Origin of the sequence: Streptomyces sp. NPDC018026 (genome assembly GCF_044327745.1) — a bacterium.
Lineage (GTDB): Bacteria > Actinomycetota > Actinomycetes > Streptomycetales > Streptomycetaceae > Streptomyces > Streptomyces rubrogriseus.
In genome coordinates this window covers 211,427-232,569 of the sequence record NZ_JBIRFY010000012.1, presented here as the reverse complement: position 1 = coordinate 232,569, position 21,143 = coordinate 211,427, and the positions used below count along the sequence as shown (strand labels likewise).

Genomic DNA, 21,143 nt, shown 5'->3' with positions numbered 1-21,143 from the left:
ACGGCAGGTCGCCTACGGTAGCCCCGATCGTCCGGCCGTCACCTGCGTGTCACCCGCACCCGGACGTCTCCCTCGCCGTCCTTCTCCGACACCTTGATCGTGACGCCCTTGCGCGGGTCCTCGAAGGTCTCGCCCGGGGTGAAGGCGGCGTCCGAGAGTTCGGCGTGGACGTTGGGGCTGCGGGTGCAGCCGCCGCTGTCGCGCCGCGAGTCGTACACCCGTACCGGGCCCATGCCGGTGTCGACGTCCGCGTCGACCTTGTAGATCAGTACGCCGGGCCGGCACACCGTCTCGTCGTTGCCCTCGCGGGTGCGCAGTTCGACGGCGTAGCCGGAGGTGCCGCTCAGCGGGAGGACGACCAGCTTGTCGCCGCCCTTGCGGGCCAGCGGGGTCAGCGTGTACTCCGTGGTCCCCGGCGCGGAGGCGCAGTGCACCTGGGACGGGTCGAGCCAGCCCAGCTTCCACTTGTGCCAGCCCAGGAGGTCGTTGTTGGCGCCCCAGTCCTCGCTCATGATGTCCCAGTGGCCGACGGCACCTCCGCCCTCCTGGGTGTAGAGGTCCGGGAGGCCGAAGACGTGGCCGTTCTCGTGCGGGAGCACGCGGTAGCCGGTCTCGTCGTAGGAGCCGGAGCCGTCGTCCTGGCGGGAGTAGACGAAGGAGGCGTTGGCCACCGGCACGCCGTCGGCGACCGGGGCCTCCTGGTTCCCGGCGAAGGTCACGGACAGGACGGTGTCCAGGGCGGAGGGGCCCGCGTTCGGGGTGACCAGGACGTTCAGGAGGTCGTACGAGCGGAAGTCGACCTTGGAGTCGGCCGCCGCGACCAGGTCCTGGACCAGTTTGCGGTAGCCGGGTTCGAAGGGGGCGCCGCGCTCTATGCCGTACTCCGCGAAGGACTCGGGCATCCGCAGCCAGTCCCGGACCGGGGTCTCGGGGCGGTAGTCGAGGCGGCCGTAGCTGCTGGTGCGGAACCACTCCTCGGTCTGCGGGAAGAACTCCGCGTACCGGTCGAGCGCCTTGCCCTCGCCGGGCGCGTCCGAGAAGTCGATCATCAGGTTGAGGGCCCGGACGGTGCCGGTCGAGCGGGCGTAGCCGGTGGCGGTGGGCACGCCCTCGGACATCTGGATCTCGGCGCCGCCGCCGATCATGCAGGGGCCGTGCGCGGAGGAGCGGGAGAGGGCGGCGGGGCCGGGGCCCGCGGTCGAGGTGCCGGGCGCGAGCCGGCCGGTGCCGGCCGAGGTGCTGAGCGCGAGGGTCAGGACGGCGACGGTCCCGGCGGCGGCCACTCTGCGCGGGCGTATGCGGCGGCTCGGCGGCTGCGCCTGCGGCGGCGGCTGCATGCGGACCTCCCCGGCCACGGCAGCCGCCCGACACCGGCTGCACCCTTGCGCTCACCCTGTGCCGAGGGGTGGGCGGGCGCGCGCTGGAGAGGCCGATCGTGGGTTTCTCACCGGTAGCCGCCGACCGGGGGACGGGCCGGGACCGTGCTGTGACCCAGGTCACCGGAAAGTTCTTCGGATGCGGGAAATAACCGGGGATCGTTTCCCCGTTTAGACCTGTGTCCGAGCGAAACGGGGATTCCCTCCCCGGATCGTGAACCCAGTCGTCACACCCGTGACCGACACCCTCACAGACACCACAGACGCCACAGACACGAAGGAGTACACCGTGCAGACCGCGATCTCCGATCAGCGCAAGGTGACCCGGCCCCGCGCCGATGCTCTGCGCAATCGGGAGCGGATCGTCGCCGCCGCCCGCGAGATGTTCGTCGAGCACGGGCCGGACGTGCCGCTCGACGACGTCGCCCGCCGGGCCGGTGTCGGCAACGCCACGGTGTACCGCAACTTCCCCGACCGTGACGCCCTCGCCCGCGAGGTCGTCTGCTCGGTCATGGACCGTACGGCCCGGGCGGCCGAGCTGGCCCTCGCGGAGACGGGCGACGCGTTCGAGGCGCTGGAGCGCTTCGTGCACGCCTCCGTCGACGAGCGGATCAGCGCCCTGTGCCCCATGGTGGCCAGCTCCTTCGACCAGCACCACCCCGACCTGGAGGCGGCCCGCGGACGGGTCGAGCGCCTGGTCGCCGAGGTCATGGACCGGGCGAAGGCGGCCGGTCAGCTCCGCGGCGACGTGGGCGTGGGCGATGTGATGATCGCCGCCGCCCAGCTCAGCCGGCCCCCGGCCGGTACGGGGTGCGTGAGTGCCGACCGGTTCGTCCATCGCCATCTTCAGCTGTTCCTGGACGGGCTGCGGGCTCCGGCCCGCTCCGCCCTCCCGGGTACGGCCGTGACTCTGGAGGACCTGCGCAGGCCCTGCGACCAGTAGTACCGCCAGTACCACCAATACCTCACGTACCGCACGTTCCGGCACCGACGCCGGGTTCTCGGCTCCGCCGCTGACAGCGGGCCGTCGGCGCGGTTTCACTCGTCCCTTTTCTCGTCTTTTTCCGTCACGAAGTCCGAAGTGGGTATCCCCATGTCTCAAACAGCCGTCAAGGCTTCCGGCGTCAGCGACGCCCCGGACGCCGGTCGCTGGAAAGCGCTGGTCTTCATCGCGCTCGCCCAGCTGATGGTGGTCCTCGACGCCACCATCGTGAACATCGCCCTTCCCTCCGCACAGCAGGACCTCGGCATCTCCGACGGCAACCGGCAGTGGGTCGTCACGGCCTACGCCCTCGCCTTCGGCGGCCTGCTGCTGTTCGGCGGCCGGATAGCCGACCTGTGGGGCCGCAAGCGCACCTTCGTCCTCGGTCTGGCCGGCTTCGCCGTCGCCTCCGCGCTGGGTGGCGCGGCCACCAACGAGGCGATGATGTTCGGCTCCCGCGCCCTCCAGGGCGTCTTCGGTGCCCTGCTCGCGCCCGCCGCGCTCTCCCTGCTCGCCGTGATGTTCACGGACGCCAAGGAGCGCGCCAAGGCGTTCGGCATCTACGGTGCGATCGCCGGTGGCGGTGGCGCCGTGGGTCTGATCCTCGGCGGTTTCCTCACCGAGTACCTGAACTGGCGCTGGACGTTCTTCGTCAACATCCCGTTCGCCATCGTCGCCGCGGCCGGTGCGTACCTGGTGATCCGTGAGCCCAAGGGCGGCCGCAACCGCTCGCCGCTCGACATCCCCGGCGTCATCCTGTCCACCCTGGGTCTGGTCGCGCTGGTCTACGGCTTCACCCGCGCCGAGTCCAACGGCTGGAGCGACGCGCTGACGATCGGCATGTTCGTCGGCTCGGCCGTGCTGCTGCTGGCCTTCGTGATCGTCGAGTCCCGGGTCAAGGCCCCGCTGCTGCCGCTGCGCGTGATCACCGAGCGCAACCGGGGCGGGATCTACCTCTCGCTGGGCCTGGCCATCATCGCGATGTTCGGCCTGTTCCTCTTCCTCACCTACTACCTGCAGATCGTGAAGGGCTACACGCCGGTGAAGACCGGCTTCGCCTTCCTGCCGATGATCGCGGGCATGATCACGGGCTCCACGCAGATCGGTGCCCGGCTGATGACCCGGGTCGCGCCGCGGCTGCTGATGGGCCCCGGCTTCCTGGTCGCCGCCGTCGGCATGCTGTTCCTGACCCAGCTGGAGATCAACACCTCCTACGCCGGTGTGCTGCTGCCCGGCATGCTGCTGCTCGGCCTCGGCATGGGTACGGCGTTCATGCCGGCCATGTCCATGGCCACCATGGGGGTGGAGGCCCGGGACGCCGGTGTCGCCTCCGCGATGGTCAACACCTCGCAGCAGGTGGGCGGCGCGATCGGTACCGCGCTGCTGAACACGATCGCCGCCTCGGCGACCACGTCGTACATCGCCGACCACATGGGTGGCGCGGCCTCCCGGTCCCAGCAGCAGCTGGTGCAGCTGGAGGGCCAGGTGCAGGGCTACACCAGCGCGATCTGGTTCGCCGTCGGCATCCTGGTCGTGGCGGCCGCGATCGCCCTGACCCTCATCAACGCCGGGCGTCCGGGCAGCGGCGCCGTCACCGGTTCCGGTGCGGGCGACGAGGCCGAGGACGAGCTGCGGGTGCCGGTCGTCGCCCACTGACGACCGCCCCGGTACCCGCTCGGGCCCCTGTTCCACCCGTGCGTACGGGGAGGGGACGCCCCGTACGCACGGTTCCCCCGGACCTGCCCCGGCCGCGCGCTCAGCGCAGCCAGGGCAGGTCCGCACCCGCTTCGCTCGGCTGAAGTCCCTCGGCGACGATCCGCATGATCTCGCCGAGGGACTTCTGCTGTTCGGGGGTGAGCCGGTCGAACACCGCCTGGCGCACGGCGTCGACGTGGCCCGGTGCGGTCTGGCGCAGCACCTCGTACCCCTCGTCCGTGAGGATGGCGAACTGGCCGCGCTTGTCGGAGGGGCAGTCCTCGCGACGGACCCAGCCGTTCTTCTCCAGGCGCGCCACCGCGTGCGAGAGCCGGGACCGGGTGATCTTCGCGTACTTGGCCAGCTCGGTCATCCGCAGCCGCCGGCGCGGTGACTCGGCCAGTTTGACCAGCAGGCCGTAGTAGACGTGCGGCATGCCCGCGTCGCGCTGGAGCTGCCGGTCGAGGTGGTCCTCGAGGAGGGTGGCGGCCTCGATGTAGGAGCGCCAGACGAGCTGCTCCTCGGCGGTGAGCCAACGGGGTTCGTCGTTCATGTGTCCCACTGTACGGAACGGTTCCTTGAACATTAAACAAAATCGGCGTAGATTGACGGCAGATAAAGATTGAGAGTTCAAGTATTGGAGTAATCATGGCCGCCGCCGCCCGGGAGCGCATGCCCGCCCTCTACCTCAGCCACGGCGCCCCGCCGCTCGCCGACGATGCCGTCTGGCCCGGCGAGCTGGCCGCCTGGGCCGCGGACCTGCCGCGCCCGAAGGCGATCCTCGTCGTCTCGGCCCACTGGGAGGAGGCCCCGCTGGCCCTCGGCGCCACCCGGACCGTCCCCCTCGTCTACGACTTCTGGGGCTTCCCGGAGCACTACTACCAGGTGCGCTACGGAGCGCCCGGCGCGCCCGCGCTCGCCGACTCCGTGCGCAAGCTGCTGCGCGCCCCCGGCACGCCCGTGCAGGACGTCCCCGACCGCGGCCTCGACCACGGCGCCTACGTGCCGCTGGTGGAGATGTACCCCGGCGCCGACATCCCGGTCCTCCAGGTCTCCATGCCGACCCTCGACCCGGCGCGGCTCATGGAGACCGGCCGCAGGCTCGCGCCGCTGCGCGACGAGGGCGTGCTGATCATCGGCTCCGGCTTCTTCACCCACAACCTGGCCGCGCTGCGCCAGGGCGGCATCCCCTCCTGGTCCGCGGAGTTCGACGACTGGGGCCGGCGCGCGCTGGAGGGCGGGGACGTGGACGGGCTGCTCGACTTCGCCCGCAAGTCCCCGGCGGGACGGCTCGCCCACCCGCGCACCGAGCACTTCGCGCCGCTGTTCGTGACCATGGGCGCGGCGGACGCGGCCGGCGAGCTGGACCTGCGGCGGTCGGTGATCGACGGGTTCTGGATGGGCCTGGCCAAGCGGTCGGTGCAGTTCGGCTAGAGCGGCCTCTCGTACCAGGCCACGTCCCAGTACCGGCCGAACTTGCGGCCCACCTCGCGGTACGTGCCCACGTGCCGGAAGCCGAAGCGGGCGTGCAGCCGGGCGGAGGCCTCGTTGGGCTGGGCGACGGCGGCGTAGGCGCGGTGCACGTCCTCGGCGGCCAGGGCGCCGAAGAGGGCCGTGTAGAGGAGTGAGCCGATGCCGCGGCCGCCGGCCCCCGGGGCGACGTAGACGGTGGTCTCCACCGAGGTCGAGTAGGCGGGCTTCGCGCGGTAGGGGCTGGATGTGGCGTACCCCAGAATCTCCTGTGACTCCGCGTCCGTGGCAACCCTCAGGCGGTACGGGCCGTCTTCAGGGTGGGAGAGCAGCCAAGGGCGGCGCTCTTCCGGGGTGAACGGCTCGGTGTCGAACGTGATGGGCGTCTCACGTACGTAGTGGTTGTAGAGGTCGGTGAGTGGCTTGAGATCCTCCTCGACTCCCGGTCTGACCTGGACCTCGGCAGTTCCCGGCATGGCCGCCCCTCCCTCTGTGGCGGCACAGGGTACTGCATGATCAGAAAAATCGAGGGGCAGGTTGGGAATTCTGTCCGGATTCCAGTCGTTGTTTCCATCGGATGCAGGGCACCCGAGGAGAGTCCCGAGAGGGGCTGGAGACACGGAGACAACCCCGCAAGGCGCCCGAGCGTCCACCGGACCACCCGCTGAACCACCATCGCAAGGGAGCACGCATGGCAACCCGTGCCGTCGCCCGTCGTAAGTCCGCCACCGGCGAGACCTCCGGCTCGGCAACCAGCGTCCGCGCGAACGGCGGCGACCTCGCCGACCGCGATCTGGTCGGCATGTACCTCGACGAGATCGCCCGGACACCGCTGCTCGACGCCGCCAAGGAGGTCGAGCTGTCCCAGACCATCGAGGCGGGTGTGTTCGCGCGGCAGGTCCTCGAAGGGTACGAGGAGACCGGGGCGGACGCCACCCGCGAGGAGCTCCAGGCCCTGATCGACGAGGGCGAGCGGGCGAAGGACGTCTTCATCCGTTCCAACCTCCGCCTGGTCGTCGCGGTCGCCCGCCGCTACCCGCGCAGCGGCCTGCCGCTCCTGGACCTGATCCAGGAGGGCAACGCCGGCCTGGTCCGCGCAGTCGAGAAGTTCGACTACCGCAAGGGCTTCAAGTTCTCCACGTACGCGACCTGGTGGATCCGTCAGGCCATCACCCGCTCCATCGCCGACCAGTCCCGCACCATCCGGCTGCCCGTCCACCTGGTGGAGGAGCTGGGCCGGATCCGGCGGGTGCAGCGCGAGTTCAACCGGGAGCACGGCCGCGAGCCGGAGCCCGCCGAGATCGCGGCCGAGCTGGGCTCGACGCCGGAGCGCGTCACCGACGTGCTCGACTGGGCCCGCGACCCGGTCTCGCTGAACATGTCGGTGGACGACGAGGGCGAGACCCAGTTCGGCGACCTGCTGGAGGACACCTCGGCCGTCTCGCCCGAGCAGTCGGTGCTGACCCTGCTGCGCAGCGAGGAGCTGGACGACCTCATCGGCCGCCTGGACCCGCGCACGGCCTCCATCATCAAGATGCGGTACGGCATCGACGACGGCCGTGAGCGCACGCTGACCGAGGTCGGCAAGGAGCACGGCCTGACCCGCGAGCGCATCCGCCAGATCGAGAAGCACGCGCTGCTGGAGCTGAAGAAGCTGGCCCGCGACACCGGCTTCGAGGCGGCGGCCTGACCCCGCCGGAGGACGACGCCGGCCGTACGGCCCGGATACCGCGTGACGTGGGGGCGTGACGGGGCGGATGGGGCGTACGCCGGGTGTCGGACCCGGCGCGAACATGGCCGTACAACGCTGCTTCAATCCGCGGGGGCCGGGAACAAGACGTTCAAGCCGGTACCGCGGCACCACTGGAGACCACGTCCCGACGCACTCCCCCCGGCGCCGGGACTTCCCGAGCCGGGCTCGGCTGCCCCTCCCCCCTGGGGCGCCGCAGCCCGGCTCCTTCCGCGTCACGCGGGCAGACGGGGAGGCGGGGCACCCCGAACCTGAACCCCGGGGTGGCCCGCCGGATGGCAGATTCTGCCACAGCGGCATAGCCTGCCGAAGTGAGCAGCACCATTCCAGCACTTCCCGGCCCCGGCCCCGGCCCCGATCCCGAGCCGGCCGGACCGGTCTCCCTGACCGAGCGGCGCAAGGCCGAGACCCGGATGGAGATCGCCCGGGCGGCGGCCCGCCTCTTCGTCGGCCAGGGCCTGCGGGCCACCCGGGCCGAGGACATCGCCCGGGCGGCGGGTGTCGCCCCGCGCACTTTCTACCGCTACTTCGCCACCAAGGAAGAGGCCGTCGCCCCGCTCTACGCCCTGGGCGCCGAGCGCTGGGTGCGGGCGGTGCGCGAGGCCCCGGCCGACCTGTCGCCGCCCGAGGCGCTGGAACGCGCCGTGCGGCACACGCTGACCCCGGGCGCCGGTGTGTCGGCGCCCTCCTGGGAGTGGGCCCGCACCCTCATCCGGCTGGCCGAGAGCAGTCCGGCGCTGGGCAAGGTGTGGGCGGAGGTCTGCCACTCCACCGAGCGGGGGCTGGTCCAGGCGCTGGCCGCGCGGATGTCCGGGGGCGACGACAACGTTGCCGCACGCCTGGCCGGCTCGCCCCGGCTGCACTTCGCGGCCGCCGTGGCGGGTGCGTCCGTGCGCGTCGCGGCGGAGTACTGGGCGTCGTCCTCTCCGCAAGGGGAACGCAGTCCCCTGGAGCAGGCGCTGCTGAACCTGGAGGTGCTGCGCGGGTTTGCCTGGGAGACCGGGCCCGCGGAAGAGGGGTGAGACCCGGTCAGCCGGACTCCGCCGCGCGTGTCAGCCGGGCCCCCAGTTCCCGTACGCACTCCACCAGTTCCGCCGGTTCCCGGACCCGGAACTCCAGTCCGGTCGTCGCCAGCCGGGCCGCGGTCCACTCCACCGGGCCGGACACCGTCGCCCGCACCACGCACGACGAGCAGCCGTCCACCGGCTCGGGCGTTCCCATCCAGTGCGGCAGCAGGGGCGCGACGGCCTCGGCCGGTGCGTGGAAGACGACCGTGACCTCGTAGGAGTCGTGCCGCCGCTGCATCGAGCGCCGCAGGTATTCGGCGGCGTCGCCGGTCGGCAGCTCCCGCGGGGTGAACCGCGCCCCCGTGGCGAAGGGCTCGCTCACCCGGTCCACCCGGAAGGTGCGCCAGTCGTCGCGGTCGAGGTCGTAGGCGACCAGGTACCAGCGCCGCCCCGTGGAGACCAGCCGGTACGGCTCCGTCGAGCGCCGCGTCCCGGTGCCGTCCGCCGCGCGGTAGGCGAACCGCAGCCGCTCGTGCCCGGCCACCGTCGAGGCCATCACGGTCAGCGTCTCGGGCGCGATGCTCGGCCCGTCCCCGCTGGTCAGCGGCGTGGTCGCGGACTGCAGCGTGGTCACCCGGTGCCGCAGCCGCGAGGGCAGCACCTGCTCCAGCTTGGCCAGGGCCCGCACCGACGCCTCGTCCAGGCCCTCGACCGCGTGCCCCGCGCCGGCCCGCAGCCCGACCGCGATGGCCACCGCCTCCTCGTCGTCGAGGACCAGCGGCGGCATCGCCTTGCCCGCCACCAGCCGGTAGCCCCCGTCGGCGCCCATCGTCGCCTGCACCGGATAGCCCAGTTCGCGCAGGCGGTCGATGTCCCGCCGGACCGTGCGCCGGGAGACCCCGAGCCGGTCGGCCAGCTCGCCGCCGGGCCATTCGCGGGGCGTCTGGAGCAGGGAGAGGAGGGTCAGCAGCCGGGCCGGAGTGTCCGTCGTCATGGGTTCGAGGATGCCGCAGATCTAGGACACGATCCGACCTACTGGCCGCATACGTTCCTGCCATGACCAACAAGCAGACCCCGCAACCGGCTCCGGTCCCGCCCGCGGCGGGCGACCGGCGTCGCTGGTTCGCCCTCGCGATCGTGATGACCGCTGCCTTCATGGACCTGGTGGACGTCACCATCGTCAACATCGCCATCCCCTCGATCCAGCGGGACGAGGGCGCCTCCTTCAGCCAGATCCAGTGGATCACCGCCGGTTACGCCCTCGCCTTCGCGGCCGGACTGATCACCGGCGGGCGGCTCGGCGACATCCACGGCCGCAAGCGGGTCTTCCTCGTCGGCATCGGCGGCTTCACCCTGGCCTCGGCACTGTGCGGCCTGGCGGCCAACCCGGAGATGCTGGTGGCCTCCCGCATCCTCCAGGGCGGCATGGCGGCGCTCATGGTGCCGCAGGTGCTGTCGATCGTGCACGCCACCTTCCCGGCGCACGAACGCGGCAAGGTCTTCGGGCTGTTCGGCGCGATCGTGGGTCTGGGTGCCGTCTCGGGCCCGCTGCTGGGCGCCCTGCTCACCGAGTGGAACCTCTTCGGCCTCGAATGGCGGCCCATCTTCCTCATCAACCTGCCGGTCGGCATCGCCGGCCTCGTCCTCGGCAGCCGCTTCATCACCGAGTCCAAGGCGCCGCGCGCCCTGCGGCTGGACCTGGTCGGGGTCGCGCTGGTCACCCTCGGCCTGCTGATGCTGATCTACCCGCTCACCCGGGGCGAGGAGCTGGGCTGGCCGCTGTGGGGGTACCTGTCGATGGCCGGCTCGCTGGTGGTCCTCGCGGTCCTGGTCGCCTACGAGCGGCGCAAGAGCGCGCGGGACGGTTCGCCGCTGGTGGAGCTGTCGCTGTTCCGGGTGAAGAGCTTCGCGGCCGGGATCGCCGTGCAGACCGTCTTCGGGGTCGCGCTCGGCGTCTTCTTCCTGGTGTGGACGCTCTACATGCAGTTCGGGCTCGGCTGGAGCCCGCTGCGGGCCGGGCTGACCGGCGTACCGTTCTCGATCGCCGTGTCCGCGGCCGCCGGGATCTCGGTGCAGAAGCTGGTGCCGCGCTTCGGGCGCAAGGTGCTTCAGACGGGCGCGCTGGTGATGGCGGCCGGAGTGCTCCTCTACATGTGGGAGTCCGGGCGCTACGGCCTCGCCATCACCTCCTGGCAGATGGCGCTGCCGCTGGTCGTGATGGGCCTCGGCATGGGCCTGATCGTCGCGCCGCTGACCGACGCGGTCCTCTCCCAGGTGCCGCGCGAGCACGCCGGAGCGGCGTCGGGGCTCATCAACACCGTGCAGCAGATGGGTAACGCGCTCGGACTCGGGCTGGTGTCGGTGGTCTTCTTCGGCACGATGAGCGACCGCCTCACGCCCGACCGCATCGGCCCCGCCTACGTGGACGCCTTCCAGAACGCGCTGGGGTGGGTGGCCGCGGTGCTGGCCGTCATCTTCCTGCTGATGTTCGCGCTGCCCCGGCGGCCGGCCCAGCACGTGGAAGGCGGCCCGGCCGAGGACCCGGCGCAGGAGAAGGAGCCCGCGCTGGTCTGAGACCGCGACCCGCCCCTCCCTCACGCCGATGCCCGTTCATGCCTGATTGAGTCCGAGTGTTTCTGCTTCCTGTTTACATTCCGGACAACTGGGCGTAGCCTCCGAGCGAAACCACATGTTCGGGCATAGGTCGGAGGTGAACGGTCATGTACGCACCGGAGCGGCAGCGGGAGATCCTCCGGCTCGCCCGGGACGGTGGCCGGGTGGACGTGGTGTCGCTCGCCGAGGAGTTCCAGGTGACGGCGGAGACCATCCGTCGCGACCTCAAGGCCCTCGACCGCGCGGGCCTGCTCCGCCGGGTGCACGGCGGCGCGATCCCGGCCGGCCGACTCGACTTCGAACCGGACCTCGCCGAGCGCGAGTCCACGGCCGCCGACGAGAAGGACCGCATCGCCGAGGCGGCCCTCGCGGAACTGCCCACCGAGGGCACGCTGATCCTCGACGCCGGTTCCACGGTGGCCCGCATGGCCGCGGCGATCCCGCCGGAGGCCTCGCTGACCGTGGTCACCCACAGCCTGCCCATCGCGGCCCGCCTCGCCGACCACCCCGGCATCCAGCTCCACATCGTCGGCGGGCGCGTGCGCCACCGTACGCGCGCCGCCGTGGACGCCTGGGCGCTGCGCGCGTACGGCGAGATCCGCGCCGACGTGGCCGTGGTGGCGGCCAACGGGTTCTCCGTGGAGCACGGACTGACCACCCCCGACCTCGCCGAGGCCGCCGTCAAGCGGGCCGCCCTGACCGCCGCCCGGCGCGTGGTGCTGCTCGCCGACTCCTCGAAGTACGCCCAGGAGCACTTCGCCCGCTTCGGCGCCCTCGGCGACGTGGACCTGCTGATCACCGACAAGGGCCTGACCCCCGAGGACGCGGGCGACATCGAGCGCGCCGGCACGGAAGTAGTACGCGCATGATCCTGACCGTCACCCCCAACCCGTCGCTGGACCGCACCTACGAGGTGCCCTCCCTGGAGCGCGGCGAGGTCCTCCGCGCCACCGGCGAGCGGGTCGACCCCGGCGGCAAGGGCGTGAACGTCTCGCGCGCGGTGACCGCCGCCGGACGGCGCACCGTCGCGGTGCTGCCGCTGGGCGGAGCACCGGGCGCCCTCGTCGCCGACCTGCTCGACGCGCAGGGCATCGAGGTCGCGCCGGTGCCGATCACCGGACCCACCCGCTCCAACATCGCGCTCGCCGAAGCCGACGGCGTCCTGACGAAGATCAACGCGCCGGGTCCCGAACTCACCCCGGCCGAACGGGAACTGCTCCTGGAGACCGTGCGCCGCCAGTCGCCGGGCGCGGCCTGGATCGCCTGCTGCGGCAGCCTGCCCCGCGGCCTGGCCCCCTCCTGGTACGCCGACCTGGTCGCCCGCGCGCACGCCGCCGGGGTCCGTATCGCCCTGGACACCTCCGGACCGGCCCTGCTGCGGGCGCTGCGCGAGCGGCCCGACGTGGTCAAGCCGAACGCCGAGGAGCTCGCCGAGGCCGTCGGGCGTCCGCTGGCCACCGTCGGCGACGCGGTGAAGGCCGCCGAGGAGCTGCGGGAGCTGGGCGCCCGTTCGGTGCTGGCCAGCCTGGGCGCCGACGGGCAACTGCTCGTGGACGACGCGGGCACCTGGTTCGGCACCGCCCGCGTGGACGCCGTACGCAGCAACGTCGGCGCCGGGGACTCCTCCCTCGCCGGTTTCCTCGTCGCCGGCGGGACCGGGCCCGGCGCCCTCGCCTCCGCCGTCGCGCACGGCGCCGCCGCCGTCCAGCTGCCCGGCAGCGTGATGCCGACGCCGCACGACCTGGACCCGGCCGCCGTGACGGTTACGGCCGAGGTGCCCGTCGACCGCGTACTGGGGGAGCCGACGCCATGACTCCCCGCCTCGCCCACGGCCTGCTCCCCGGGGCCGCCCCCAGCCCCCACCGCTGTGCCCCCAGCCCCCACCGCAGTGCCCCCGTCCCCCTCCCCGCCCCCGCCCCTCACCCCACGTCCCGGGCGATACGCGAGCTAAGGAGCCCGCGATGAGCGACATGATCACCGCGGACCTGGTCGACCTCGACCTGTCCGCCGACACCAAGCAAGCGGCGGCGCGCGCCCTCGCGGAGCGGATGGTCGCCCTGGGCCGGGTGACCGACCTGGAGGGCTTCCTCGCCGACGTGGCCGCCCGCGAGGCGCAGATGCCGACCGGCCTGGACGGCGGCATCGGCATCCCGCACTGCCGCAGCGAGCACGTCACCGAGCCGACGCTCGCCTTCGGGCGCAGCGCGGCCGGCGTCGACTTCGGGGCGGCGGACGGACCGGCCGACCTGATCTTCCTCATCGCCGCTCCGGCGGGCGCCGACGACGCCCACCTGACGATCCTCTCCGCGCTGGCCCGGCAGCTGATGAACGCCGGGTTCACCGCCGCGCTGCGCTCGGTGGGCGACGCCGCCACCGCCGCCGCGCTCATCCGCGGGGAGGAGCCGGCACCGGCCGAGCACACCACCGAGGGCAGCGTCGAGGACAGCACTGAGGAGACCGTGGACACCGGGGCGGTCTCGGCGGCGGCCTCCGCCGAGACCGCCCCGGGCAGCACCGGTGAGGACTCCGGCGGGCCCGGGCGACCCTTCCGCATCGTCGCCGTCACCTCCTGCCCCACCGGCATCGCGCACACCTACATGGCGGCCGAGTCGCTGGAGAACCGGGGCCGCGAGGAGGGCGTCGAGGTCGTCGTCGAGACGCAGGGCTCGGCGGGCTTCACCCGGCTCGACCCGGCGGTGATCGCGGCGGCGGACGGCGTGATCTTCGCCCACGACGTCGCCGTGCGCGAGAAGGACCGCTTCGCCGGGAAGCCCACCGTCGACACCGGCGTCAAGGCCGCCATCAACCGGCCGGGCGCGCTGATCGACGAGGTCCGCGACAAGGCGGCGCGCGGCGAGGTCACCTCCGTCTCCCCGGGCGCGACCCCCGTCGAGCGCGGCGGCGAATCCGGCGAGGGCTACGGCACCAAGCTCCGCAAGTGGCTGATGTCCGGCGTCAGTTACATGGTCCCGTTCGTCGCCGCGGGCGGTCTGCTGATCGCCCTGGGCTTCGCGATCGGCGGCTACGAGATCAACAAGGCGCCCTCCGTGATGGACCACTTCGGGTGGACCCAGGCGGACAGCTGGGCGGCGCTGCTCTTCCAGATCGGCGGCGTGGCCTTCGCCTTCCTGGTCCCGGTGCTGGCCGGCTACATCGCCTACGGCATGGCCGACCGGCCGGGCCTGGTCCCCGGCTTCGTCGGCGGCTCGATCGCGCTGACCATCAACGCCGGCTTCCTCGGCGGTCTGGCGGCCGGTCTGATCTCCGGTGCGGTGGTGCTGGCGGTCCAGCGGATACCGATACCGAAGGCGCTGCGCGGCATCATGCCGGTGGTGGTGATCCCGCTCGTCTCGGCGGCGGTCGTCGGGTTCCTGATGTTCGTCGTGATCGGCAAGCCCATCGCGTCCGCGCAGTCGGGGATGACGGACTGGCTCAACGGCCTGTCCGGCGCCAACGCGGTCCTGCTCGGCGCGCTGCTCGGCCTGATGATGTGCTTCGACCTCGGCGGCCCGGTCAACAAGGTCGCCTACACCTTCGCCACCGCGGGCATCGCGGTCGCCAGTCCCAGCGACTCGGCGATGAAGATCATGGCGGCGGTGATGGCGGCCGGCATGGTCCCGCCGCTGGCGATGGCCCTGGCCACCACCGTGCGCGGCCGGCTCTTCAACGCCGCCGAGCGGGAGAACGGCAAGGCCGCCTGGGTCCTGGGCGCCTCCTTCATCTCCGAGGGCGCGATCCCGTTCGCCGCGGCCGACCCGCTGCGGGTCATCCCGTCCTCGATGGTGGGCGGCGCGGTCACCGGCGCCCTGTCGATGGCCTTCGGTGCGACGCTGCGCGCCCCGCACGGCGGCATCTTCGTGGTCCCGCTGATCGGCAACCCGCTGCTCTACCTGGTCGCCGTCGCGGCCGGGGTCTGTGTCACCGCGGCCCTGGTGATCGTCCTCAAGGGGCTGCGCAGGGCGGTGCCGGGAGCGGCGGCCCAGGAACCCGGCGGGGGCACGGACCCGTCGTCCCAGGCGCCGGGCGCGAAGCAGGCGGTGGCCGCGTAGGGCAGGACTCGCAGGACTCGCAGGACCCGTCGAACCCGACGGGCCGGGGGAGCGGGGCGCGCTACGGGGAGACCTGGGCCGCGCGCCGCTCCATCGCCCGGCGGGCCGTGTCCTCGCTGTCGTAGACCTCGCACATGTGGCGCCCGTCCGGGGTGGCCGTGTGCTCGACCTCCCACAGGGAGACCTCCACGCCGTCGCGCAGCAGGAACGCGTGCTCGTAGAGCGAGAAGCCGACCCGGGCCCGGCCCGCGCGGCCGGGACCGCCGAAGGCCTGGGCGATCTGGTGCCCGCACGCCGTCGACAGCCGGGCGGCGAGGTCGGCGTCCGGCCGGTCCGCGTTCTCCGCGCGGCGCAGCAGCCTGCGGGCGTGGTCCGCGGAGGCGTCGGGGACGTAGGCGTGGCGCGGGGCCGGGACCGGCGACAACTGCACCTGCACCGGCAGTTCGAAGTCGGGGGCCTCGGGCGGCAGGGCCAGCCGGGAACCCGCGGCGCGCAGCTCCTCCTCGTCCAGATAGACCTCGTGCTGCGGCTCGCTGCCCGGGGCGGTGTTGTGGACCAGCTCCCACAGCGTGAGCGCCGAACCGTCGGCGAGCAGCCAGGTGTGCCGGTACGTCTCGCGGTGCAGTCCCGCGCTGTGGTGCGCGGAGTGCAGCGAACCGTCGTGCGCCAGCGCGCAGTCCAGCCGCCGCAGGGTCTCCTCGGGCAGCTCGAAGGAGTTCAGGGCGCGACCCAGCAGCCGCATGAGGTGCTCCTCCGGAGACTCGGGCGACTCGGGTGGTTCGTGCGCTGCCGTCTCGTACGGAACGCTCAAGGTTTCTCCCGGCGTTGCTGCATGTCACCTTGTGGGTGCATACCGTAGCCCCTCGGTCGGACATCATGTCCGGGAACCGAGAAAACGTACGCACGGAAAACGCGGGGGCCGCGCGAAAAGTTTCCGCGCGGCCCGACGAACCGTCAAAATTCCCTGGTCACAAGCCGGTCAGGCCGCGTTTTGGGCGGTCCACTCGCTCCAGGGCATGTTCCAGCCGTTGAGTCCGTTGTCCGGCGCGATCGTGTCGTCCGGGGAGTTCTTGACGACGACGACGTCCCCGACGAGCGAGTTGTCGTAGAACCACTTGCCCGGGGTGTCGCCCTGCGCGCCCTGCGCGTCCGCCAGTCCGACGCAGCCGTGGCTGGTGCCCTGGGCGCCGAAGGGCGGGTTGCCGCGGTTGTACCAGTAGTTGCCGTGGATGAAGGTGCCCGACTGGCTCAGCCGCATCGCATGGGGCACGTCCGGGATGTCGTACTCGCCGCCGAACCCGACCGTCGACCCGTTCATGCGCGTCTGCTCGGACTTCTCCGAGATCACCATCTGCCCGTTGTACGTCGGGTTCGCGGCGCTGCCCGCGGAGATCGGGACCGACTTGAGCGTCTTGCCGTCGCGCACCACCGTCATGGTCTGCGTGTTCGCGTCCACCGTGGAGACCTGCGCGCGGCCCACGGTGAAGGTCACGGTCTTCTTCTGCACGCCGTAGAGGCCGTTCGCGCCCTCCACCCCGTCCAGGTCGATCTTCATGGTGACCTTGGAACCGGCCTTCCAGTACTCCTCGGGCCGGAAGTCGAGCCGCTGCGCGCCGAACCAGTGCCCCACCACCTCCTGCCCGCTGCTGGAGGTGACCGAGATGTGCGACTGCACGCTCTTCCGGTCGGTGATCGCCTTGTCGAACGTGAACGACACCGGCATCCCCACCCCGACCGTGCTGCCGCCGTCCGGGGTGTACGTGCCGACGAAGCTGTTGTCCGGGGAGACGGTGGTGAAGACCGAGTCGGCGGCGGCCGTGCGGCCGTTGCCGTCCTTCGCCCGCGCCGTGATCCGGTACTTCGTGCCCCGCTCCAGCTGCTCCTTCGGCTTCCAGCTGCCGCCGTCGCCGGACACCGCGCCGGGTACGGCGGCACCGCTCTCCGCCACGGTCATCCGCACCTCGGTGAGCTTGCCGTCGCTGACCTTCACGCCCGTCGAGTTGATCGAGGCGCCGCTCGACCCGTCCTTCGCCGAGATCACGAGCTTGGCGACCGAGGTGTCGGCGGACCCGGTGCCGCCCTTGCCGTCCTGCTTGTCGTGGGCGCTGGCGCTTCCGCCGCAGGCGGTGAGGGTGAGGGCGCCGACCACCAGGGCGGCACAGGCCCCCAGTACGCGCCGCGTGGCTATGTCCGGCGTTGTCACGGGCTGCTCCAGGTTCGGGTGTTGTGCGATGTTCGCTTCAGCCGGGTAGAGGTGCCCGGCGGCCCGTGGGGTTCCCACCGGCCGCCGGAAACGCCGTCACGTGACAAAACCCGGACAATCGCAACACGAGCGGGTCAACCGGCCGGGCGCGAAGGCCCGTTCAGCCCTCCCGGCCCTCCGGACCGCCGTACAGCCCGCCGTACGACGGCCACGCCCCGCCCGGCCCGTCCACCGGCTCGGCGGCCCGGACCGCGCGCACGATCGCCCGCGTCACCATGTCCGCACCCGCCGCCAGCACCTCGTTCAGCGCGAGCGGCTGCCCGGCGTCGAGCGGACGTGCCCCGGTCGCCAGGGCGAACACCGTGTCCCCGTCGCTGAGCAGATGTACGGGCCGCACCGCACGCGCGATCCCGTCGTGCGCGGTGCCGGCCAGCTTCTGTGCCTGCGCCTTGGACAGGGCGGCGTCGGTGGCGACCACGGCGAGCGTGGTGTTCAGCGGCGGCGGCGCGTTCCTCGCCGCGACCTCGGCCAGCCGCCGCCCCGCGGCCTCGTGGACCTCCGGCGCCGGGTACTCGACCCGCCCGCCCCGGAACAACTCCCCGTACAGCACCCCCGTTTCCGGATCCGTCACCGACCCCGCCGCGTTGGCCACCACCAGCGCCGCCACCGTGATCCCCGTGTCCAGCACGGTGCTCGCGGTGCCCACCCCGCCCTTCAGCGTGCCGACCACGGCACCCGTGCCCGCCCCGACACAGCCCTCGGCCACCGCGGCGCCCGGCGTGCTCGCGTGCGCCGCCTGCACCGCCGCGTACCCGGTGGCCGCGTCCGGCCTGGCCCGGAAGTCGCCCCCGCGTCCCAGGTCGAAGACGCAGGCCGCGGGCACCACCGGCACCACGTGCGCCGGATCGGGCCCGACCCGCACGCCCCGGCCGCGTTCCTCCAGCCAGGCCATCACGCCCGAGGCCGCGTCCAGCCCGTAGGCGCTGCCGCCGGTCAGCACCACCGCCTGGACCTTCTGCACCAGGTTGCGCGGATCGAGGGCGTCGGTCTCCTTGGTGCCGGGGCCGCCGCCGCGCACGTCCACACCGGCGACGGCCCCGCCCTCCGGCGCGAGCACCACCGTCGTCCCCGTGAGCCACCCGTCCCCGGTGCGGGTCGCGTGCCCCACCAGCAGACCGGCGACGTCCGTCAATGCGTCAACTGTCATACGGCCAGTCTCGACCAGCCACCCGCGGCGGCACGGGAAGCCGCAGAGGCGGGCAGGAACCGGCGGAAGGCGGCAGGAACCCGCGGAAGGCGGCAGGAACCCGCGGGAGGCCGTGGGAAAGGGCGGGAGGCGACGGTGCTTCAGGCGGCCGGTGCCGTCGCGCGCCGCTCCCGTTCGGTGCGCTGCGCGGTCAGCGCCACCCCGGCCGCCACGGTCAGGGCCAGGACGATCCCCGCCACGAACACCGCCGAGCCGCCGAGGAAGGTGCAGCCGAGCACCAGGAGCGCGGCCGTCGGCAGCACCAGCTGCTCGGCGACGCCCACCTTGAAGTGCCGCGCGTGCAGGGCCCACACCGTGAGCAGGAACACCGCCGTCGGCAGGGTCACCGCCGCGGACGCCGCCGCGGCCGAGATGTGCGCCTTGCCCACGGCCTGCTCCACCGCCACCTCCAGTCCCGCCCCGATCGCCGCCGCCGAGGCGAACACCAGGTAGTGGCCGTAGCCCCACAGGAAGGACTGTCTGCTGGACTTCAGATAGCTGTGCACGGGCACCACGAAGTAGATCCACCAGGCCGCGAAGACGATCAGCAGTCCGCCGGCCGCGATCGGGAGGACCTCGCCCAGCGCGTCGTGCTCCTCGATGCCCGACTTCACCGCGACCGTGGCCGCGGCGATGGTCTCGCCGAGCACGATGATCGTGAGCAGCCCGTACCGCTCGGCGATGTGGTGCGGGTGCCAGGACGACGGGTGCCTGCGCTCGGCGTACGCCGGCACGCACAGCTCCAGCGCCACCATCACCAGGAACAGCCAGCCGCGGGCGCCCTCCGGCAGGAGCAGCAGCCCCAGCCAGCCGATCTGGCACAGCAGCACGCCGACCGAGTAGCTCCGGGCCATGGTGCTCTCCGGCGGCGCGGCCGACCGGCCCGCCCTGAGCCACTGCGCCGCCATGGCGACCCGCATGATCACGTAGCCGATGACGACGGCCACCCAGTCGTGGTCCTCGAAGGCCCGGGAGATCCCGGCCGCCAGGACCAGCACCCCGGCGATCTGGATCAGCGTGACGACCCGGTAGAGGACGTCGTCGTTGTCGTACGCGGAGGCGAACCAGGTGAAGTTCATCCACGCCCACCAGATGGCGAAGAAGACCATCGCGTAGTTGAGGACGCCCTCGCCGGCATGTCCCTCCGCGACGGCGTGCACCAGCTGGACGCCCGCCTGGGCGATGGCGACGACGAAGCACAGGTCGAAGAAGAGCTCCAGCGGCGTGGCGGCGCGGTGCGATTCGCGCGGGTGGCGGGCCTTCAGGCGGCGCACCGGAGGGTGCCCGTCGGGCGGCGGCGCGGAGGGCGCGCTCGCGGAGGAGGGACTGGACATCATGGCTCCCAGCACAGCAGAGACGGCGCGGACGTGCTCGCGTACCCCCCCGTCCGCCCGGGCGGGCGGGGCGCAGGGGACGTCGTCCACGGGGCGAGCCGTACCCTGGACGCATGAGTACCACCCCCGAACCCGAGCCCGGCGCGCCCCGGCCCGCGCTGGTCTTCGACGACCCGCTGGACCAGCAGAGCTCGGACGACACCGACCGCGGCTGGGGCGAGCGGCCCGAGGGCGGCGACAGCGCGGCCGACCTGAAGCGCTTCCTCGACGAGAAGCCGCCCCACCACCTGTGAGCCGCCCGGGCCCGGACCGCCCGCGCTACGAGCGGTCGTGCCCCGAACCGCGCTGGGCGACCAGGGCGTCGCGGATCTCCTTGAGCACCTCCAGCTCGGAGACCTCGATGACCTCCTCGGCGCTCTCCTTCGCCTTGCGGCGGGCCTCCTGCCGGGCCAGGTACTTCGACATGGGCAGCACCATCAGGAAGTACACGACGGCCGCCGTGATCAGGAACGTGAGGGTGGCGCCCAGCACCGAGCCCCAGAGGATCCGCACGCCCGTGGCGCTGTCCCCGGTCCCGGTGCAGGGGCCCTTCAGGCACGAGCTGTAGCTGTCCAGGCTCTGCGTGCCGAACGCCCCGACCAGGGGGTTGATGACCCCGTCCACCACCGAGTTGACGATCTTGGTGAAGGCGGCGCCGATGACGACCGCCACCGCCAGGTCGATGACGTTTCCGCGCATCAGGAAGGCCTTGAAGCCCTGCAGGACGCTCGGCTCGTTCTTCTCGCTCACGGTGGGAGCACTCCTCGCTTGAACAGGTGTGGGAACCAAACGCTCCGCAACCTACGACAGCGTTGGGCCGTCCTGTCCAATCCGATCCCACGAACGAGGGACTTGACGGGCTCAGCACAGGGTCACCGCCAACCGCTCCGTGGTACCGGCGCCGACCAGCCGGTGGGCGGTGGCGCGCGGCACCGAGACGACGACCAGCGCCCCGCCCGCCGCCGGATCCGCCACGGGCTCCGGCACCTTCGTCACCCGCACCCCGCGCGCGATCACCGATGCGTCGTCCGCACCGCCGTCCCCGGCCGCCACGACGTCGACCCGGTCGCCCGGCCTGAGCAGCCGCACCGTGGCCGCGTCGGCGATCCGCACCGGCGCCGCCACGAACCGGGTGCCGGGCCGCTCACCCACCGGATCGGCCACCGGATGTCCGCGTGCCCGCCGCGCGTCCTGCCCGCCGGCCCCCGGATGCGGGCCCGCCGCCACCAGTGCGGCGGCGGTGACCACGAGCCCGGCGGCCAGGGCCCGCCGCCGGTGCCGTACCAGCCGGTGCAGCCGATGACGTCCGCCGCGCACCCGCACGGGGGCGAACTGCGGCACCTCGCAGGTGGGCGGCGCATCGGTGCCGGGCGGAAGCG

At 72.6% G+C, this 21,143-nt stretch carries 20 protein-coding genes; 10 read left to right on the top strand and 10 right to left on the bottom strand.

The features are described 5' to 3' along the window. Positions 1-38: 38 nt before the first annotated feature. Positions 39-1,337, bottom strand: a complete 1,299-nt coding sequence (locus ACH4D3_RS31215) for a M6 family metalloprotease domain-containing protein (RefSeq protein ID WP_398328979.1) — start codon at positions 1,335-1,337, stop codon at positions 39-41. Positions 1,338-1,665: 328 nt separating this feature from the next. On the opposite strand from ACH4D3_RS31215, the gene ACH4D3_RS31210 reads away from it, so the two are divergent. Together ACH4D3_RS31210 and ACH4D3_RS31205 are read left to right on the top strand one after the other, a co-directional pair. Continuing rightward, complete coding sequence (locus ACH4D3_RS31210; protein ID WP_398328976.1) at positions 1,666-2,319, top strand: TetR/AcrR family transcriptional regulator; 654 nt, start codon at positions 1,666-1,668, stop codon at positions 2,317-2,319. 150 nt (positions 2,320-2,469) lie between these two features. Then, positions 2,470-4,014, top strand: a complete 1,545-nt coding sequence (locus tag ACH4D3_RS31205; protein WP_398328973.1) for an MFS transporter — start codon at positions 2,470-2,472, stop codon at positions 4,012-4,014. A 100-nt stretch (positions 4,015-4,114) separates the two neighbouring features. On the opposite strand, the gene ACH4D3_RS31200 is transcribed toward ACH4D3_RS31205, so the two are convergent. Further along, positions 4,115-4,606 carry a MarR family winged helix-turn-helix transcriptional regulator gene (locus ACH4D3_RS31200; protein ID WP_109034813.1) on the bottom strand — a complete coding sequence of 164 codons (492 nt, stop codon included), beginning with the start codon at positions 4,604-4,606 and terminating at the stop codon, positions 4,115-4,117. Positions 4,607-4,725: 119 nt separating this feature from the next. Between ACH4D3_RS31200 and ACH4D3_RS31195 the strand changes: the two genes are divergently transcribed. Next, the gene (locus tag ACH4D3_RS31195) at positions 4,726-5,487 is read left to right on the top strand and encodes a dioxygenase (RefSeq protein ID WP_398329065.1); all 762 of its coding nucleotides are present in this window, start codon (positions 4,726-4,728) and stop codon (positions 5,485-5,487) included. Here ACH4D3_RS31195 and ACH4D3_RS31190 read toward each other — a convergent pair. Further along, positions 5,484-5,999, bottom strand: a complete 516-nt coding sequence (locus tag ACH4D3_RS31190; RefSeq protein WP_398328969.1) for a GNAT family N-acetyltransferase — start codon at positions 5,997-5,999, stop codon at positions 5,484-5,486. The two genes, ACH4D3_RS31195 and ACH4D3_RS31190, sit on opposite strands and share 4 nt — an antisense overlap. Positions 6,000-6,214: 215 nt before the next feature. On the opposite strand from ACH4D3_RS31190, the gene ACH4D3_RS31185 reads away from it, so the two are divergent. Together ACH4D3_RS31185 and ACH4D3_RS31180 are read left to right on the top strand one after the other, a co-directional pair. Then, on the top strand, positions 6,215-7,213 hold the full coding sequence (locus ACH4D3_RS31185; RefSeq protein ID WP_398328966.1) for an RNA polymerase sigma factor RpoD/SigA: 999 nt from the start codon (positions 6,215-6,217) through the stop codon (positions 7,211-7,213). Between the two features lie 371 nt (positions 7,214-7,584). Then, complete coding sequence (locus ACH4D3_RS31180; protein WP_398328963.1) at positions 7,585-8,295, top strand: TetR/AcrR family transcriptional regulator; 711 nt, start codon at positions 7,585-7,587, stop codon at positions 8,293-8,295. A 7-nt stretch (positions 8,296-8,302) separates the two neighbouring features. On the opposite strand, the gene ACH4D3_RS31175 is transcribed toward ACH4D3_RS31180, so the two are convergent. Next, a complete protein-coding gene (locus ACH4D3_RS31175; RefSeq protein ID WP_398328961.1) occupies positions 8,303-9,274 on the bottom strand; it encodes a helix-turn-helix transcriptional regulator in 972 nt (323 codons plus the stop codon). Positions 9,275-9,336: 62 nt separating this feature from the next. On the opposite strand from ACH4D3_RS31175, the gene ACH4D3_RS31170 reads away from it, so the two are divergent. The 4 genes from ACH4D3_RS31170 (at position 9,337) to ACH4D3_RS31155 (ending at position 14,942) form a co-directional block, all read left to right on the top strand. Next, entirely contained in the window at positions 9,337-10,854 is a 1,518-nt protein-coding gene (locus ACH4D3_RS31170; protein WP_398328958.1) for an MFS transporter, read from the top strand. A 146-nt stretch (positions 10,855-11,000) separates the two neighbouring features. Then, positions 11,001-11,762, top strand: coding sequence for a DeoR/GlpR family DNA-binding transcription regulator (locus tag ACH4D3_RS31165; RefSeq protein WP_398328955.1), 762 nt, complete (start codon positions 11,001-11,003; stop codon positions 11,760-11,762). Beyond that, positions 11,759-12,706 (top strand): 1-phosphofructokinase, encoded by a 948-nt coding sequence (gene pfkB, locus ACH4D3_RS31160; protein WP_398328952.1) that lies wholly within the window; start codon positions 11,759-11,761, stop codon positions 12,704-12,706. Before ACH4D3_RS31165 ends, pfkB begins: the two co-directional genes overlap by 4 nt. Before the next feature lie 148 nt (positions 12,707-12,854). Next, on the top strand, positions 12,855-14,942 hold the full coding sequence (locus ACH4D3_RS31155) for a fructose-specific PTS transporter subunit EIIC (RefSeq protein ID WP_398328949.1): 2,088 nt from the start codon (positions 12,855-12,857) through the stop codon (positions 14,940-14,942). A gap of 61 nt (positions 14,943-15,003) precedes the next feature. On the opposite strand, the gene ACH4D3_RS31150 is transcribed toward ACH4D3_RS31155, so the two are convergent. From ACH4D3_RS31150 to ACH4D3_RS31135, 4 genes are all read right to left on the bottom strand, one after another. Next, positions 15,004-15,753: a DUF6227 family protein gene (locus ACH4D3_RS31150; protein ID WP_398328946.1), complete on the bottom strand. Its 750-nt coding sequence runs from the start codon at positions 15,751-15,753 to the stop codon at positions 15,004-15,006. Positions 15,754-15,921: 168 nt separating this feature from the next. Further along, on the bottom strand, positions 15,922-17,145 hold the full coding sequence (locus ACH4D3_RS31145) for an Ig-like domain-containing protein (protein WP_398328943.1): 1,224 nt from the start codon (positions 17,143-17,145) through the stop codon (positions 15,922-15,924). A gap of 160 nt (positions 17,146-17,305) precedes the next feature. Then, positions 17,306-18,352: a P1 family peptidase gene (locus tag ACH4D3_RS31140; protein WP_398328940.1), complete on the bottom strand. Its 1,047-nt coding sequence runs from the start codon at positions 18,350-18,352 to the stop codon at positions 17,306-17,308. A 140-nt stretch (positions 18,353-18,492) separates the two neighbouring features. Further along, entirely contained in the window at positions 18,493-19,725 is a 1,233-nt protein-coding gene (locus ACH4D3_RS31135; protein ID WP_398329062.1) for a low temperature requirement protein A, read from the bottom strand. A 113-nt stretch (positions 19,726-19,838) separates the two neighbouring features. Here ACH4D3_RS31135 and ACH4D3_RS31130 point away from each other — a divergent pair, with 113 nt between their 5' ends. After that, complete coding sequence (locus tag ACH4D3_RS31130) at positions 19,839-20,018, top strand: hypothetical protein (protein WP_398328937.1); 180 nt, start codon at positions 19,839-19,841, stop codon at positions 20,016-20,018. Positions 20,019-20,043: 25 nt separating this feature from the next. Here ACH4D3_RS31130 and mscL read toward each other — a convergent pair whose 3' ends face one another. Next, positions 20,044-20,514: a large conductance mechanosensitive channel protein MscL gene (gene mscL, locus ACH4D3_RS31125; protein WP_398328934.1), complete on the bottom strand. Its 471-nt coding sequence runs from the start codon at positions 20,512-20,514 to the stop codon at positions 20,044-20,046. A gap of 111 nt (positions 20,515-20,625) precedes the next feature. Then, positions 20,626-21,105, bottom strand: coding sequence for a hypothetical protein (locus tag ACH4D3_RS31120; RefSeq protein ID WP_398328931.1), 480 nt, complete (start codon positions 21,103-21,105; stop codon positions 20,626-20,628). Positions 21,106-21,143: the final 38 nt, after the last annotated feature.

Coding starts and splice junctions, on each gene's coding strand:
- ACH4D3_RS31195 (WP_398329065.1), top strand. CDS start 4,726: ATGCCCGCCCTCTACCTCAGCCACGGCGCCCCGCCGCTCGCCGACGAT.
- ACH4D3_RS31155 (WP_398328949.1), top strand. CDS start 12,855: ATGAGCGACATGATCACCGCGGACCTGGTCGACCTCGACCTGTCCGCC.
- ACH4D3_RS31190 (WP_398328969.1), bottom strand. CDS start 5,999: ATGCCGGGAACTGCCGAGGTCCAGGTCAGACCGGGAGTCGAGGAGGAT.
- pfkB (WP_398328952.1), top strand. CDS start 11,759: ATGATCCTGACCGTCACCCCCAACCCGTCGCTGGACCGCACCTACGAG.
- ACH4D3_RS31175 (WP_398328961.1), bottom strand. CDS start 9,274: ATGACGACGGACACTCCGGCCCGGCTGCTGACCCTCCTCTCCCTGCTC.
- ACH4D3_RS31205 (WP_398328973.1), top strand. CDS start 2,470: ATGTCTCAAACAGCCGTCAAGGCTTCCGGCGTCAGCGACGCCCCGGAC.
- ACH4D3_RS31165 (WP_398328955.1), top strand. CDS start 11,001: ATGTACGCACCGGAGCGGCAGCGGGAGATCCTCCGGCTCGCCCGGGAC.
- ACH4D3_RS31140 (WP_398328940.1), bottom strand. CDS start 18,352: ATGACAGTTGACGCATTGACGGACGTCGCCGGTCTGCTGGTGGGGCAC.
- ACH4D3_RS31185 (WP_398328966.1), top strand. CDS start 6,215: ATGGCAACCCGTGCCGTCGCCCGTCGTAAGTCCGCCACCGGCGAGACC.
- ACH4D3_RS31200 (WP_109034813.1), bottom strand. CDS start 4,606: ATGAACGACGAACCCCGTTGGCTCACCGCCGAGGAGCAGCTCGTCTGG.
- ACH4D3_RS31170 (WP_398328958.1), top strand. CDS start 9,337: ATGACCAACAAGCAGACCCCGCAACCGGCTCCGGTCCCGCCCGCGGCG.
- ACH4D3_RS31130 (WP_398328937.1), top strand. CDS start 19,839: ATGAGTACCACCCCCGAACCCGAGCCCGGCGCGCCCCGGCCCGCGCTG.
- ACH4D3_RS31215 (WP_398328979.1), bottom strand. CDS start 1,337: ATGCAGCCGCCGCCGCAGGCGCAGCCGCCGAGCCGCCGCATACGCCCG.
- ACH4D3_RS31135 (WP_398329062.1), bottom strand. CDS start 19,725: ATGTCCAGTCCCTCCTCCGCGAGCGCGCCCTCCGCGCCGCCGCCCGAC.